Source organism: Micromonospora saelicesensis, assembly GCF_900091575.1.
In the GTDB taxonomy this organism is placed as follows: domain Bacteria; phylum Actinomycetota; class Actinomycetes; order Mycobacteriales; family Micromonosporaceae; genus Micromonospora; species Micromonospora saelicesensis.
Genome location: NZ_FMCR01000009.1, coordinates 47,550 through 61,859, shown reverse-complemented (window position 1 = coordinate 61,859; position 14,310 = coordinate 47,550). Strand labels below are relative to the sequence as shown.

The following is a 14,310-nucleotide window of genomic DNA, read 5'->3' as shown; positions in this document are numbered from 1 at the left end:
AATGACCGAACAACGCAAGGACATCCTCGACATGCTGGTCGCCGGCAAAATCACCGCAGAGGAGGCGGAGCAGCTCATCGCCGCACTCGAACGGGATCAGGCACCGGCGACGGGGAGTCTCGACGCCCGACCGAAGGGCAAGGTGAAGTACCTGCGGGTGGTGGTGGACGCCACCGACAACGGCGAGCCGTCGCGGGTCAACGTGCGGGTGCCACTGCAACTGCTGCGCGCTGGCGTACGGCTGGCGGCGCTGGTCCCTCCGCAGGCCCTGGTCAAGGCCAATGCCTCACTCAGCGACTCGGGTGTGCCGATCGACCTGACGCAGCTCAAGCCCGAGCAGCTGGAGGCGCTCGTGGAGCACCTCGACGAGGTGACCGTGGAGGTGGATTCACCCGATGCCACAGTGCGGGTCTTCTGCGAGTAGGCGCCGTCCGATGGGACGGCCCCTCGAGAGGGTGCGGGAACACCCTCCCGAGGCTGCGCCCGCCGCAGCAGAGCACAGGTGAACTGCCAACCTGAAGTTTAGCCACTCACCAGCGAAACAGCGGAGGGACCACCCGGACGGGTGGTCCCTCCGCGCCGTCCCGCACACGTCAGCTGGGACAGCCGACGACAGGGCAGCGCACGTCGCGGCCACCCGGGGTTGTTCGCTCGTTCAGCCCTTGGCCTGGCTGCGGCGGACCCGCCGACGGGGCTTGTCGTCGCCGCCGGCAAGCCGGGTGAAGGTGAGCATGTTCGCCAGCGCCACGGCGATGATCGCGACGCCGAGCTGGATCGCGAGCACGACCCAGTCCCAGCGCAGCACCCACACCTTCACGCCGGCTCCGTCGTCGATATCGAGCGCCCGGGCGACCACGGTGCCCAGCACCGCCGAGCCGACGCCGATGACGAACGTGGCGAAGACACCGATCCGCTGCCGCCCCGGCAGGATGAGTCGGCCGAGCAGGCCGACGAGGGCACCGATGAGCACCGCGCCGAGATAACCAGTTACCAGCATTGCCGAATCTCCCTCCAGCACTGCCGAGGTACATGCCCGAACTTCACGTTCCCGGAAACACCGCCCCGGCCACCGGTGGTGTGGAGGGTTGCGTCGTTCACTGTGAACGGTGCTGGTCGTGGACGACCGCGTGACCCTTCACCGGGTGAGGCCGACGAGCGTCGCCAGTCGCGCCACACCGGCCGGCGCCGGCTGCGCGCGGGCAACGTCGGCGATCACGGTACGCACCAACGCCCGCCCACCGACCACCCCCGCGCGGGCGCACCTGGGCGCCCCTCACCAAACCGGGCGGACCCCTAGCGGCAGCCCGGGAGACCCCGGGCAGGGTCGAGATTCGAACTGGTTCGAATGTCTCGGCCGCGCCGCTACCCCGGGGGTTGACTGACCTCGTCCACACCGGTGCCACCAGCACAATCACTCAGCTCCGGCAGAAGGATCCCCAAGCTAAGGAGACTCATGAAGCGACAAATCCTGGCGTTCTTCGGTGCGTTGGCGCTGGCGGCCGGCGGGCTCCTGGCCGTGGCCAGCCCGGCCCAGGCGGCGACGTCGCGCAACGGCGTGTGCGAGAGCGGCGAACTGTGCATGTGGCAGCACCCCGACCTACGCGGCGGTCGCTACGACACCCTTTCGACCACTGCGGACTTCAAGCAATGGTCGTTCGTGGCTGCCTGCACCTCGGACTGCTTGCTGCATGACAACGTCAGCTCGCTGCGCAACTACGACACGCAGAATGCCGTCCGCCTCTTCGAGCACGAGAACTACCGGGGCCTCTACTTCTGGCGGCAGAAGGCCAACAGCGGCCAGTCGGACGAGGCCCTGAACCTCACGCTGGACCGGGACCAGAACGGGAACCACTGGGACGACCGATTCAGCTCGTTCTGCTTTGTCTGGGCCGGCCAGCCACAGACCCGCTGCCGCCCCTAGGACCGCATCGAGGGGCTCGCGTCGGCCGCGAAACAGCGGGCAACGCGGGCCCCTCCAGCCTGAGCGAGGTCTTCATGCCCATGATCCGTAGGCAATTCGCCGCCCTGGCCCTGGCCTGTCTGACCGTCGGTGCCGGGGCCGCCTGTGACCCGAGCGGTCCCGCGCAGCGGCCCGCAGGGCCAACACCGGTGGCGGCCATGAGCCTCCCGTTGGACCGACTGTTTCCGTCCGGGGACGAGGATCTGCTTCTCCAGCGGGCCGAGGCGAAACTTGTCGTGGCCTGCATGCGCCGACTCGGCATCTCCTACCGGCCGCCGGAACCGCACCACACCGACCCGGCTGCCACACGCGACGGGTTGTACGGGCTGGTGAAGCACGACAAGGCGCAGCACCTCGGATACCACGCCGCACCCGGCGGTGACGCGGCTGAGGACAAGCCTCCACCGCCTCCGGAAAAGACGGCGCTGGCGCTGACCGGCACCCGGTTCGGCACCGACGGACCGGAGCCGGCCGGCGGCCGGATCCCTGAGGGCGGCTGCCTCGGCGAGGCGAACCGGCGCCTGACCGAGGGCGGGCCCCCGGTCGGCGAGACGCTCCTCTACGACCTGGCCCTGCGGGCCGGCCAACAAGCGGAGCAGGACCCGCGGGTTCAGGCCGGCTTCCGGGCCTGGTCCACCTGCGTGGCCGGTAAGGGGTTCACCTACGCCGACCCGTGGCAGGCCAACGACGACCCACGGTGGAGCACCGACCATCCCAGCGACGTGGAGCGCCGGACCGCGGTGGCCGACGTCGCGTGCAAGGACAGCACGGACCTCGTGACGATCTGGCAAGCGGCGATGGTCGAGCACCAGCAGCGCATGATCGCGAGCCGCTCCGCCGACATCCAACGCTACGAGCAGGCCAAGAGCGCCCGGCTCGCCAATGGCCGACGCGTGCTGGCGACGAGGTGAGGCCAGCCGCGACCGGCGGGAAGGTCGGTCAGCGGGTCAGGCCGACCAGCGTGGCCAGTCGCGCCACACCGGCCGGCGCCGGCTGCGCGCGGGCGACATCGGCGATCACGGTACGCGCCAACGGCCGGCACCGGACCTCAGCCGGCGCGACGCTGTCCGCGTCGACGAGCGCGCGGGCAGCGCCGCGCACGTCACCCACCTGGAGGTACGCCCGCGCGACGTCCACCAGATACGCGCCCCGATACTCGGCCGGCAACCGCCGCCACGCCTCCCGCCGCACCAAGGTCGAGTGCCTTTGCAACGCCTCGCCGGCGTCATCCCTTTGCGCCACCACCACCCGCGCCAGCTCCACGGCGATCGGCCCGAAGCTGGTGTGGTGCGTGTCGTCGTACCCCCTCAGCCCGGCGGCGATCCCCGCGGCCCGGTCGATCAGCTCGTCGGCGCGGCGGCTCTCGCCGCAGCCGGCGGCAGCGAGGGCGGTCTGGAGCAGCAGCGTCCCACCCACGGCCCACTCCCCCGCCGACCGCTGCGGCTCGCCCCTGCCTCCGCCCCGGTGATCATGAGGTTGACGGTCGCTTTGATCTTCATGAGGCCCGTCAACCTCATGATCACGGGGGTGCGCTGGGGTGGGGGTGATGCGGTTCGCGGCGGTTAGGGCCGCCGTTAGGGCTAGGCGGTCGCGGTTTGACGCGCGGAGCGCCTGGGCTACCGAGATGGTCGCCGTTGCGGCCAGGATCGGGTCATCGCCGGCGGCGGACATCGCCCGGTCGGCGGCCAGCCAGCCGAGGTCGGCCTCGCCGAGCTTCACCAGCAGCGACGAGGTGATCCAGTACGCCTGCACCAGCAGCTCCGCCGACCGCACGCCCTGGACGGCGTCGAGCAGACTCGGCAGGACGCGCACCAACTGGCCGTAGTGCGCGTGCTGGTAGCTCAGCCAGGCGTACCCGACCTGCCTTCTTACTTCTTTTGTCGTCTGCTCTTGGGCTTGCGGGGTGTCGTAGCGGGCGAGCGCGGCCCGAATGTCCTCCACCCCGTCCGGCGTGCCCGCCGGGGTGCTCCGTGGCTGGCCGAGCAGCACCTCCGGGTCGACCCGCAGGACGTCGGCCAGTTCCTGGATCACCGAGTACCGGTCCAGGGCGCGCACGCCCCGCTCCACCTTGTCCACCCAGCTCTTCGACCTGCGCAACCGGTCGGCAAGCATCTGCTGCGTCATCGACCGCCGCACCCGCCAGCGGGCCACCCGGCGACCAATCGGGAGGTCATCGCTGGTCACGCCGCCACCGCCGGTCCGGGACCGCGCGGGTCGTGTCGTCCACGGGTACGCGCTCCGCCTCGGCCTGGGCGAGGAGGCGCTGTTTGGCGGCCTCCCGCTCGGCCGCCTCAGACTGCTCACCCTTGTTCGCCGACTGGTCGCCCTGCATCGACACCTCCGCTGGCCGGGGTGTGACGTTTGCCGTCACTCAGAACCCCGTCCGATCAGCGAAGCGGGCTGCCGATCGACGGACCAGATGGCAAGTAGTGCGCTCGGTTGCGCTGCTCAAGACGTGGGTTGCGCAGGGTTGCGCCGGTCCCCATAGGACCTCGGCAACTAATAGGGTCGTCACTGTTGGTAGTTGACTGATGCCTGGAGGCGGAACCATGGCGCGACCGGTGACGAACGCAGCGTTCGAGGGGCTGCTACTTGCCGCCGGCTACGGTAACGCTCACGCCGCCTTTGCTCGGCAGCTCAACCACGCCGGCCGCAATGAGGGCGCCTGGCGCTACGACGCTGCCAGCGTCTACTGGTGGTTGCGCGGTCGTCGGCCTGGCGAGCACGCCCAGGCCGCGATGGCTGAGACCCTAGCCCGCAAGCTCGGTCGCTCGGTCGGCGTGACCGAGCTGGGCTTTGGCGCGGCCGAGAGCATCGGCATGTGCGTCTACCCTGCGACCGTCGATGGGGCGATCGATACCGCCGAGCTGATCTGGACGAAATTGGCCAAGCGCCTCAGCCAACAGGACAGCGGGGTGTTCGATAGCGGCAAAGCGCTAGAGGCGGCGCTTGGCTGGCGGTATGACCTGCCCGACAAGGCGGTCAGCCGGAACGGCCGGCAACAGGTCACCTCCACCGATGTTCAATCGCTGTACGCGCTGGCGGACCACTTCACCGATCTTGACCGACGTCATGGCAGCGGCTCTCCGCGCACCCGCGCTGTCATGGCCGACTTCCTGGTGCGTCAGGTCACGCCGATGATGCACGGCACCTACACCGATGCCGTGGGGCGCGACCTCATGCGCGCAGCGGCAACACTCTCCGGCCAACTCGCTTTCATGTCGTACGACGCGGGCGAACATGCCATGGCGCAACATCATGTGACGCTCGGCTTGCGGCTCGCCAAGGCCGGTGACGACCGCCTCTACGGCGCTCACTTGCTGGCCAACCTCGCCACCCAGGCTGTGTTCTTGGGGCACGCCCGACAGGCGGCCCGGCTTGTCGAAGCAGCCATCGATGGTGCCGGCCGCGCACCCGCCGCAGTCCTCGCTCGGCTGCACGCCACCGCAGCTACCGCTTACGGACAGTCCGGCGAGCGACGTGCCTGCCAGCTCGCCCTCACTAGGGCTGAGCGTGCTGTCGACCGGACGGGCACAGATCCGGGGCCGCGCTGGGTCGGCTACTTCAGCCCTGCCCACCTGGCCGGGGCCGCGCTGAGGTGCCTGGGCGACCTGCACCTGTACACACAGGCCCTCCGACACGCTCCCGAAGCGCTCACACTCCACAGCCAAAACACTCGGACGCGTGCCCTGCACACCGCCCTCGTCGCCACGACGCACGCCCGCGCTGGAGACACCGACGCCGCCTGCGACTGGGCCTCAAAGCTCAGGCAGCATGTTGCGGGCATCCAGTCGGCGCGTGTCCGACAGCGCGTCCACGAACTCGCTACCACGCTCAGCCCGCAGCAGGCATCACCCCAGGTCAACGAGGTCCTGCATACCCTCGCGGCCATGCCGGCAGCCATCTAGAGCAAGAGCGCAGCTAGACACATCCGCTAGCGTCACCGAGGTGACCTGGACGGAGCCCGCCACGTGGTACGCGAACCTGGCTTCCTTCTACGCCGCCGCCGCAGCCTTCATCACCGACCCGGCGGGCAATGTGCTGCTCGTCAAGCCCACATACCGCGACCACTGGGCCTTTCCTGGCGGCTACGTGGACGAGGACGAATACCCACACGATGCCTGCGCCCGGGAGATCCAAGAGGAGCTGGGGGTCGCCCTGGCGGTGGGCGATCTTCTCGTAGTCGACTGGGCACCGCCCGCCGGGCAGCGGCCTCGATCCATCATCAGCTTTACGTTCGACTGCGGGTCCATTGCCGGCCTTGACGGCCTTAGTCTGCCGGAACAGGAGTTGGAGAACATCGCCTTCTTCTCGCGCCAAGAGGCCGAGCAGCGTCTTCCCGCCAACGTCGCCACACGAGTTCCGGCGGCAATATATGCCCGTGACCGATGCGCTGCGGTTTACCTCGCCGGAGGCGCGGCCGCACGGGCGGACTCGTCAGTCGCCCGCCAGCTCAAAGCTGCGCCTTAGCTCCGATCTATTTCTACGATTTGGCGTTGATGTTCTTCGAGGTTTCCTGTGATCCGCTATTAGCACCCGTGACAGCATCCTCCCGAGCTCAGTGTCCCATCGCACTTGTAGCTGGGGGCAAATTTCGGTCATCTTTGATCGACGTCACCAGGAGTTCAATACTTAAATCATTTAAGCGTTGAGCGCAGCGATGCAAAGTCACCTGGGAAAACGTAAATAGGCTGGCGACCGTTGCGTCACGGCCAGCGAAGGCTAAGACCACTCGCGCTGGTCGAAATTCTGAAGGAATTGACCGTTTGTCCGCGCTCTGCCTTTGGACCTGTTCGGAGAATCGTTCTAATGCGTCCACCTGGTGACATAAGGCCTCGGCCGACACCTGCGCTTGCGCGAATAGGTGACTTGCTGAAACGGAGTCGTCTAGGCGTTTTACATGAATTAGTTCAAGCGACGGCCCTAGCAGGTCGCACGATTCGATGCCGCTCGGATGCTGCTCTGTGTAAAGAAGCTTGCGGTCAAGGCAGGTGAAACGGCTGTCAGAGCCTGCAACGTGGATGTTGTAGTCACCCTCGGGCGCTGGTCCTAGATACACCTCTCCGGAACTCTTGCGCTTCTTCCACTTTTGAGGCCAGCTCGGCAGCTCAACATCCCAGGCATTTTCCAGGATTCTCCCCACCCGATCCTGAAGAAGGGATATGTATGCTCCGCCAACGTTATACCACTGGCCCCGGCTGTAAACGTACCGTTGACTGTTGTGATCCGTCTCAAACGTAAGCCATTTGTTCGCCGCGATGGCTCTGCTGATTACGTCGCCATCGTTGTTCAATGCCTGGATCTTGCCTCGCTTTAGGCAAGCGAATTGCTGATCGGGAGGGAAAGTTTTGAGGGGTTCAAGCACGTCTTCTAACTCTAGATCTTCCGTCGTCTCGTTGAATCCTTGCCCGAACCCGGAAAACTTGAACTTTGTCCCTTCCCCGCGATCGTCTTCCCACTCTGCGGGCCACGACATAGCCAGGCGGCCACCGTCCTGGTTCGCCAGGTTTGCGGACAGTTTCTGTTCTAGGGCCGCTACGGCAGGGTGGTCATTTTTGAGCGGCCGCGTTCCCTCAAGATGCTCAAGGCCCGGCACCACGGGCTGACTCTGCACTACGTTATGGATTACAGATATATCACTTAGCAACTGGTCGGGTGACTTGCCTAGAGGTACGTTAAGAGCGTCAGCGCCTCTCACAGTAATATAGTTCTTCTTGTCGGGGCGCTCGCATGTAAGTCCATCGCTCGGCACTGCCACGACCATGCGGTGCAGAACTTCGCCAATTTCTTCAATGCGGAAGGCGCTAAGTGCCGCACCGCCTAAGATTGACGTCTTAGCTGTCCGAGGAAGTGCGTCGATCGCATTGGTTGTTACCGACCGAACACGGCGCGGGTCAGCTTTTCTAATGGCGAAACGTATGCCGAAGCCGGCGTCCATATATTTGGGATCCAGGATCAGGAAACCCATTCCCCACGTGAGTGCATATATGAATTCGTGGTAAGGAACTAGAAGAGTGCCGGCTGATGTGGTGTTTCCAATCTCAGGCGAAACTCCGGTGAGAGATGCAGCGTGCTCTACCCAGGATGCTCGATCCTTTGAGATGGCGCCATATACAAGGAGGCTGCTGACCTCAATAAGCTGGACCTCCGCAGGGTTGAAACCTCGATCGAGGTACTTCTCCTGTACATAGTCACTCAGGGAAAGCCCCTCTTCGCGCCTCAGGCGATACAGGGTGGTCTGGTTCGAGGGTGCGGGCGTTCTCGGCATCTGAACCACCTCCGGGACAGGGAGATTCGATATCGTCCCTCAGTCAAGGATGAACCCGAGCGCTCTCAGCCTGCCAGATATCCGACAGGTGGAGTTTGTCGCGGCATGGTAATGAGACGGTGGCACAGCCTGCCGGACAGCTTAAGGTGACCAAACGGATCCTCCCAAGCGGGGCGGGCAGCGACCATCGACCCGGGGAACACACGTTCTAAGAACAGCTACCACCTAACCCTGAGGATCTGCCCACCACAGAACGCTCGGCAATCAACCGCGACACCCATATACCTCAACAAGGACCAGTTGGTTGCCGCTGCAAGATCGTCATAGCCGTCAAATATTAGACAATCGGTCGGCGGCCGTGTCGTGAGATCCTGACTCACAATATCTTGATTACGGTAGTTGCCGTTGCGCAGACTCCACGTTCCGTTGCGACGGTCGCTAGCTCATATTGGACGAATCGAGAGATCTTTGAATTTTTTCTCCCAAATTGTCCCAGGCTTGCGAGACGCACGAACGCCTTTGGCGGTTGGCCTCCTCTGGCTGACAGTCTTCTGGATCGCCTACTTTCTTCTGCCAGCCCGAACCCTCGACATCACCCTGATCGAGCCCATGGTTGCACCCCTCGGGAAGCTTCCAGTTGAATTATTAGTATCCATGGCAATCTTTTTCGCCTACGTACTCGGCGTTTTCCTTGAGATGATAAGCAGATTTTTCCGTTTGATAACGATAGCCGGAGTCCTGGGCATATTTGCCGTAACATCCCTTGCGCAATTGTTTTCCCAGAGCAGTCTGATCACCCTAGCCCAAATCGGTGGGTTCTTATTCGCTGCACTAACATTAGTCAACGCGGCCCGGCTCTTTACACGAATGAAGGCAGACGGGCTTGCAGCAGTGATAGCCTTCTCAATCGAAGAGACTGCTTCCCAAATTGCGGGTGCAATTCGTGCATACTGGGGGAGAGTGCGTCGTGGGTTTCAGCCCGACTACAGCACTCTCCGCGAAATTCTTGAACAGGAGGTAATCGGCAAGTTCGGCAAGAACAAGGACTTACTGCCTGACACTGTGCAGCAGATGGATGTAAACTCGGTCAGTGTTGCGGCGGAGGCCATGGGCATATCAGTAGCCAGGATTCACGAGATCGCCGACGATGCCACCAAGAAATTGATCAGCTCGACGGAATCGCAGGTCCTCTTTCGGTATTATATTCGCAAAAATCAGCACCTGGAGGCCCTGGTGCGTCAGGTTATCGATGAGGACTTGCACAAAAGTACTGGTGCCCAGTGGGCGTTCGCGCAAGCAGTGTATGACCTTGAACCAATGCGCAAAAGGTTGCGACAACGACTCAATCAAGCAGATGTCGATCTTCGCAAGGACTATCCGGAAATTTTTCAAGAATGTGATCGCATCAGGGCCGAGGGCGAATTTCGTAGAGGTATTTCGGTTCCGCTCATGATCTTGCTCACCGCCCTTGCGGTCCTCGCGTTACGCCTCATCGGTATTCCCGTGAGCTTCGACGCGCTTGTAATACCCATCGCTGGCGCGATGGTAGTGGGTGGATCGGTCCATCTAGCAGGCAGCCACAAAATCAAAGAGTCCGATGCAATCCTCTACTCTTGCATCAAGAGAGGACTCGTCAAGCTCGGCGAGGAGGCAATTTTTGGGGACGACTTGATGAAACCCACTGAGCCGCCAGCACTCTCTCCGACGTCTTTAGCGGTCCAGGCAGCAAGAGAGTTCAGAACTGTCGTTACTGTGCGTTTTTTCGAAAAACTATCGAGTATCGTCGCGGGACGCGAACGGAGAACGAATACAGCTAAGGCGAAGAGCAAAGGGACTGACGGAACGCTCTCTGCTTGAAGACACGCGACGGCGCGACTACCGAACGATCTGCTGAGGCGGCTCTAGGCGTGTGAGCACGTCAGGATTAACCACCAAGGTTGCTTTAGAACAGCTGGGAATTCGTTATAGCGTGCGCGTCCAACTCCACCTTAAGAAGGACCCTAAGAGCGCCGCTGGGGCGCGGATCTGGATTTGAATTTAGCGAGCAGCGACACTCACAGCGCCACGATCGCCGCAGTCTCGGCCGGCAACTGGATCCGGTCCCGCATAACGGTGACTCCCTCCCCCGTAGCCAGCAGCACCCGCCGCGCCACCCCAGGCAGCGAAACCCCCTGCCCCCGCCCAGCCAGGTTCGCCACCACAAGCGTGTCCCCCCGCCGCATCACCAGGAACTGGTCCCCATGCTGCACAGAAACAGCGTTCAACCGAGGATCCGAGAGATCCGGCAGAGACCGCCGCAGCCCAATCAACCGCTGGTAAAAAGCCAACATCTCCCGATGCTCAGGCTTGTCCAGCTCCGCCCAGTCCAACCGCGACCGTACGAACGTCTGCGGGTCCTGCGGGTCGGGCACGTCCCCCTCTGGCCACCCGTGCGCCGCGAACTCCCGCCGCCGCCCGGTCCGCACCGCGGAGGCCAGCTCCGGCTCTGGGTGCGAGGTGAAGAACTGCCAGGGCGTGGAAGCCGCCCACTCCTCCCCCATGAACAACATGGGAGTGAACGGCGCCGTCAACAGCAGCACAGCCCCAACGCGGAGCAGCGAAGGCGAGAGAGAAGCCGAGATCCGATCCCCGGTAGCTCGGTTCCCGATCTGGTCATGGTTCTGCAGGTAGGCCACGAACCGATGCCCCGGCACCCGAGGATCAACCGGCCGCCCATGGTGCCGGTTTCGGAAGCTCGACCAGGTCCCAGCGTGGAAGAACCCGCCGGTCAGCACGTCCGACAGCGTTTCCAGGGACCCGAAGTCCCCGTAGTACCCCTGCCGCTCCCCCGTCAGCAACGTGTGCAGGGCATGGTGGGCGTCGTCGTTCCACTGCGCGTGCAGCCCAAACCCACCCGCCTCGCGCGGCGTGATGAGCCGCGGGTCGTTGAGGTCCGATTCGGCGATCAGCGACAACGGCCGCCCCAGGTGCGTCGACAGCGATTCGACGGAAACAGCCAGCTCTTCCAAGATGGGCACCGCCCGCGAGTCCGGCAGCGCGTGCACGGCGTCCAACCGCAGCCCGTCGACGTGGTAGTCGCGCAGCCACATGAGCACGCTGTCGATGATGTAGCGGCGTACCTCGTCGGAGTGCGGGCCGTCCAGGTTGATCGAGCGGCCCCAACTGTTGCTCTGCTCGGCGAGGTAGGGCCCGAACCGCGGCGCGTAGGCCCCGGAGGGCCCGAAATGGTTGTAGACAACGTCGAGGATCACCCCCAGACCGCGAGCGTGGGCGGCGTCGACGAACCGTTTCAGGCCGTCTGGGCCGCCGTAGGGCTCGTGTGGGGCGTACCAGCAGACGCCGTCGTACCCCCAGTTGTGTTCGCCGTTGAAGGCGTTGACCGGGAGCAGTTCGATCAGGTCGACGCCCAGCGATACCAGGTGGTCGAGGCGGTCGATGGCCGCGTCGAAGGTGCCTTCCGGGGTGAAGGTGCCGATGTGCAGCTCGTAGAGGATGCTGCCGGGCAGTTGCCGGCCGGTCCACGCGCTGTCGGACCACGCGAATTCGGCGTGGTCGTAGCGGCGGCTCGGCCCGTGCACTCCCGCAGGCTGCCACGGTGACCGGGGGTCGGGCAGCGGGGTTTCGTCGTCGTTCAGCAGAAAGGAGTAGTCGAGGCCGGCGTCGGGCACCTCGACCCGCCACCAGCCGTCGGCGGCGGCGCGCATCTCGTGGTCGGTGTCGCCGGCCAGGCGCAGCCGCACCCGGGTGGCGTCCGGTGCCCAGACGGAGAATTCGGTCATGAAACGGCCTCCTCGGCAGCGGTGAGAGGAGCCAGCAGAGCCACGGGATAGTCGGCCAGAAGGTCGTCCAGAGGGGTCTCCCCGCCACTGTAGACCCGGCCGGTGAACAGGTCCTTCCTCTCGTGAACGGGAAGTGACAGAGCTGTGTCACACCACCCGCCGGCGCGTGCCAGACCCAGCGGCAGCCGGGTCGCCACGGCGATCACGCCACCCCGGTCGAAGGCCACCACGTGCCGGCCCACCCGCCCGTGCGCCGGCACTGGTCGGTAGGTGGTGAACAGCTCCGGGTGCGCCCGCCGCAACCGCAGGGTCCGCGACACGACGAGCAGCTTCGCCGCTCCGTCGGTGTCGATCGGGGGACGCCAGCCGCCGTCGATGCGTGCCAGCAGCTCTCGGCGTACGTCGAAGTCGACCGGGCGGCGGTTGTCCGGGTCGACGAGGGAGTTGTCCCACAGCTCGGTGCCCTGGTAGGTGTCCGGCACCCCGGGCATGGTGAGTTGGATCAGCTTCTGCCCGAGCGAGTTGCACCAACCGGCCGGGGTGATCGCGGCGGCGAGTTCGGTCAGCTCGTCGTGCAGGCTCGGGTCGTCGTACATCTGGTCGACGAGGGTGTGCACTGCCTGCTCGAAGGCCGGGTCGGGGTCCGCCCAACTGGTCGAGGCCCCGGCCTCCCGGGCGGCCTTCTCGACGTACGCGTGCAGCCGTTCCCGCTCGATCGGCCACGCGCCGACGGCGGTCTGCCAGAGCAGGTGGGCGAAGGCCGGGTCGGGCAGCGGCGCGTACTCCATCCAGGCCTTTACCTGCTCGGCCCAGCGGCCCGGGATCTCGCTGAGCACGGCGAGGCGGGCGCGAACATCCTCGCTGCGTTTGGTGTCGTGGGTGGAGACGGTGGTCATGCTGGCCGGCCAGCGGACCTGTTGGGCGGTGGCGAAGCGGTGAAACTCCGCGGGCGGCACCCCGAAGCGGGTGGGGCTGTCGCCGACCTCGTTGAGCGCCACGAACCGGGTCCACCGGTAGAACGCGGTGTCCTCCACGCCCTTGGCCATCACCGCGCCGGTGAGCTGTGGGAACCGCATGCCCAGCTCGTCGTTGGGGTTGCGCAGCCGGCGGGTGATGGCGTCCAGGGCGGCGGCCAGGTCGGGCCGGCGGCGGCCGGCCTCGGAGCGGGCGGCGGCGAGGTGCCGGGCGCCGTACGGCGGGTAGCCCCGGTAGACGTCGAACGCGGCGGCAATCTCGGCGAGCGCCGCGCGGGCCTGCTCGGTGGGCACCTCGGGGGCGAGGGCGGCCAGCCGGGTCAGCTCGGCGGCGAGCAGCTGGGTGGCGGCGGCCAGTTTGGTGGTGTGGGTCAGGTCCTCCCAGGAGGTGTGCTGCCCGGTGAGGCGGTTGTCCAGTGCGGTGAAGTCACCCTCGGCGTCGATGTCGATGAAGAGCCCACCGACCATGGCAAGGGCGTCGTAGCCAGTGGTGCCGTCCACCGGCCAGTCCGGCAGCTCCTCGCCGTACTCCAGGATCTTCTCCACCACGAGCCAGGCGTCCGGTGCGGCCTCCCGCAACCGGGCCAGGTAGCCGACCGGGTCGCGCAGGCCGTCCGGGTGGTCGACGCGGATGCCGTCGACCTCCCCGGCGGCCGCCCAGCGCAGGATCAGCTCGTGGGTGGCGGCGAAGACCGCCGGGTCCTCCACGCGCAGACCCGCCAGGCCCGCGATGGCGAAGAATCGGCGGTACGTCAGCTCGGCGTCACCGCGCCGCCACGAGACCAGCTCGTAGTGCTGCCGGTCGTGCACCTCCCGGGCGCTGCCGTCGCCGGTGCCGTCGGCGATCGGGAAGCGGTGCTCGTGGTAGCGCAGCTCGCCGTCGACCACCTTGAGGTCGTCCAGGGCGGCCGGGTCGTCGCCCAGCACCGGCAGCAGCAGCCGGCCCCGGTCCCAGTCGATGTCGAACCAGTCGGCGTACGCCGAGTCGCGCCCTCGGCGCAGCACGTCCCACCAGGCCGGGTTGGCGGCCGGGACGGCGACCCCGGCGTGGTTGGGCACGATGTCGACGACCAGGCCGAGCTGCTTGTCGCGCAGGGCGGCCAGCAGCCGCTGCCGGGCGGCCTCCCCGCCCAGCTCCGGGTTGACGGCCCGGTGGTCGACCACGTCGTAGCCGTGCTGGGAGCCGGGGGTGGCGGTCAGCAGCGGGGCGCTGTAGAGGTGGCTGACGCCGAGGTCGTCCAGGTAGTCGACGATCGCGGCGGTGGCGTCCAGGTCGAAGCCGGGGCGGACCTGGACCCGGTAGGTGGCAGTGGGAGGGGTGGCCGGCAT

12 protein-coding genes are annotated in these 14,310 nt (G+C 65.8%); 6 read left to right on the top strand and 6 right to left on the bottom strand.

The window, feature by feature from the left end:
- Nucleotide 1 precedes the first annotated feature (1 nt).
- Nucleotides 2-424 carry an SHOCT-like domain-containing protein gene (locus tag GA0070561_RS30145; protein WP_091408218.1) on the top strand — a complete coding sequence of 141 codons (423 nt, stop codon included), beginning with the start codon at nucleotides 2-4 and terminating at the stop codon, nucleotides 422-424.
- Between the two features lie 231 nt (nucleotides 425-655).
- On the opposite strand, the gene GA0070561_RS30140 is transcribed toward GA0070561_RS30145, so the two are convergent.
- Nucleotides 656-997 (bottom strand): GlsB/YeaQ/YmgE family stress response membrane protein, encoded by a 342-nt coding sequence (locus GA0070561_RS30140; RefSeq protein ID WP_181539213.1) that lies wholly within the window; start codon nucleotides 995-997, stop codon nucleotides 656-658.
- Nucleotides 998-1,453: 456 nt separating this feature from the next.
- Here GA0070561_RS30140 and GA0070561_RS30135 point away from each other — a divergent pair, with 456 nt between their 5' ends.
- Complete coding sequence (locus GA0070561_RS30135; protein WP_091408216.1) at nucleotides 1,454-1,921, top strand: peptidase inhibitor family I36 protein; 468 nt, start codon at nucleotides 1,454-1,456, stop codon at nucleotides 1,919-1,921.
- An 80-nt stretch (nucleotides 1,922-2,001) separates the two neighbouring features.
- A complete protein-coding gene (locus GA0070561_RS30130) occupies nucleotides 2,002-2,871 on the top strand; it encodes a hypothetical protein (protein WP_141710496.1) in 870 nt (289 codons plus the stop codon).
- A 28-nt stretch (nucleotides 2,872-2,899) separates the two neighbouring features.
- Here GA0070561_RS30130 and GA0070561_RS30125 read toward each other — a convergent pair whose 3' ends face one another.
- Both GA0070561_RS30125 and GA0070561_RS33855 read right to left on the bottom strand, forming a co-directional pair.
- Nucleotides 2,900-4,144: a helix-turn-helix domain-containing protein gene (locus GA0070561_RS30125; RefSeq protein ID WP_091408210.1), complete on the bottom strand. Its 1,245-nt coding sequence runs from the start codon at nucleotides 4,142-4,144 to the stop codon at nucleotides 2,900-2,902.
- Nucleotides 4,131-4,292, bottom strand: coding sequence for a hypothetical protein (locus GA0070561_RS33855; protein ID WP_167362535.1), 162 nt, complete (start codon nucleotides 4,290-4,292; stop codon nucleotides 4,131-4,133). The genes GA0070561_RS30125 and GA0070561_RS33855 overlap by 14 nt, the downstream gene beginning before the upstream one ends.
- 217 nt (nucleotides 4,293-4,509) lie before the next feature.
- Between GA0070561_RS33855 and GA0070561_RS33985 the strand changes: the two genes are divergently transcribed.
- Together GA0070561_RS33985 and GA0070561_RS30120 are read left to right on the top strand one after the other, a co-directional pair.
- The gene (locus tag GA0070561_RS33985) at nucleotides 4,510-5,868 is read left to right on the top strand and encodes an NsdA family TPR-like regulatory protein (RefSeq protein WP_208603886.1); all 1,359 of its coding nucleotides are present in this window, start codon (nucleotides 4,510-4,512) and stop codon (nucleotides 5,866-5,868) included.
- 40 nt (nucleotides 5,869-5,908) lie between these two features.
- The gene (locus GA0070561_RS30120; RefSeq protein ID WP_208603885.1) at nucleotides 5,909-6,430 is read left to right on the top strand and encodes an NUDIX domain-containing protein; all 522 of its coding nucleotides are present in this window, start codon (nucleotides 5,909-5,911) and stop codon (nucleotides 6,428-6,430) included.
- 88 nt (nucleotides 6,431-6,518) lie between these two features.
- On the opposite strand, the gene GA0070561_RS30115 is transcribed toward GA0070561_RS30120, so the two are convergent.
- Entirely contained in the window at nucleotides 6,519-8,228 is a 1,710-nt protein-coding gene (locus GA0070561_RS30115; RefSeq protein ID WP_141710495.1) for a DUF6119 family protein, read from the bottom strand.
- A gap of 468 nt (nucleotides 8,229-8,696) precedes the next feature.
- Here GA0070561_RS30115 and GA0070561_RS33360 point away from each other — a divergent pair, with 468 nt between their 5' ends.
- The gene (locus tag GA0070561_RS33360) at nucleotides 8,697-10,085 is read left to right on the top strand and encodes a hypothetical protein (RefSeq protein ID WP_141710494.1); all 1,389 of its coding nucleotides are present in this window, start codon (nucleotides 8,697-8,699) and stop codon (nucleotides 10,083-10,085) included.
- A 197-nt stretch (nucleotides 10,086-10,282) separates the two neighbouring features.
- Here GA0070561_RS33360 and treZ read toward each other — a convergent pair whose 3' ends face one another.
- Nucleotides 10,283-12,007, bottom strand: coding sequence for a malto-oligosyltrehalose trehalohydrolase (treZ, locus tag GA0070561_RS30110; protein WP_091408203.1), 1,725 nt, complete (start codon nucleotides 12,005-12,007; stop codon nucleotides 10,283-10,285).
- Entirely contained in the window at nucleotides 12,004-14,310 is a 2,307-nt protein-coding gene (gene treY, locus GA0070561_RS30105) for a malto-oligosyltrehalose synthase (protein WP_091408202.1), read from the bottom strand. Before treY ends, treZ begins: the two co-directional genes overlap by 4 nt.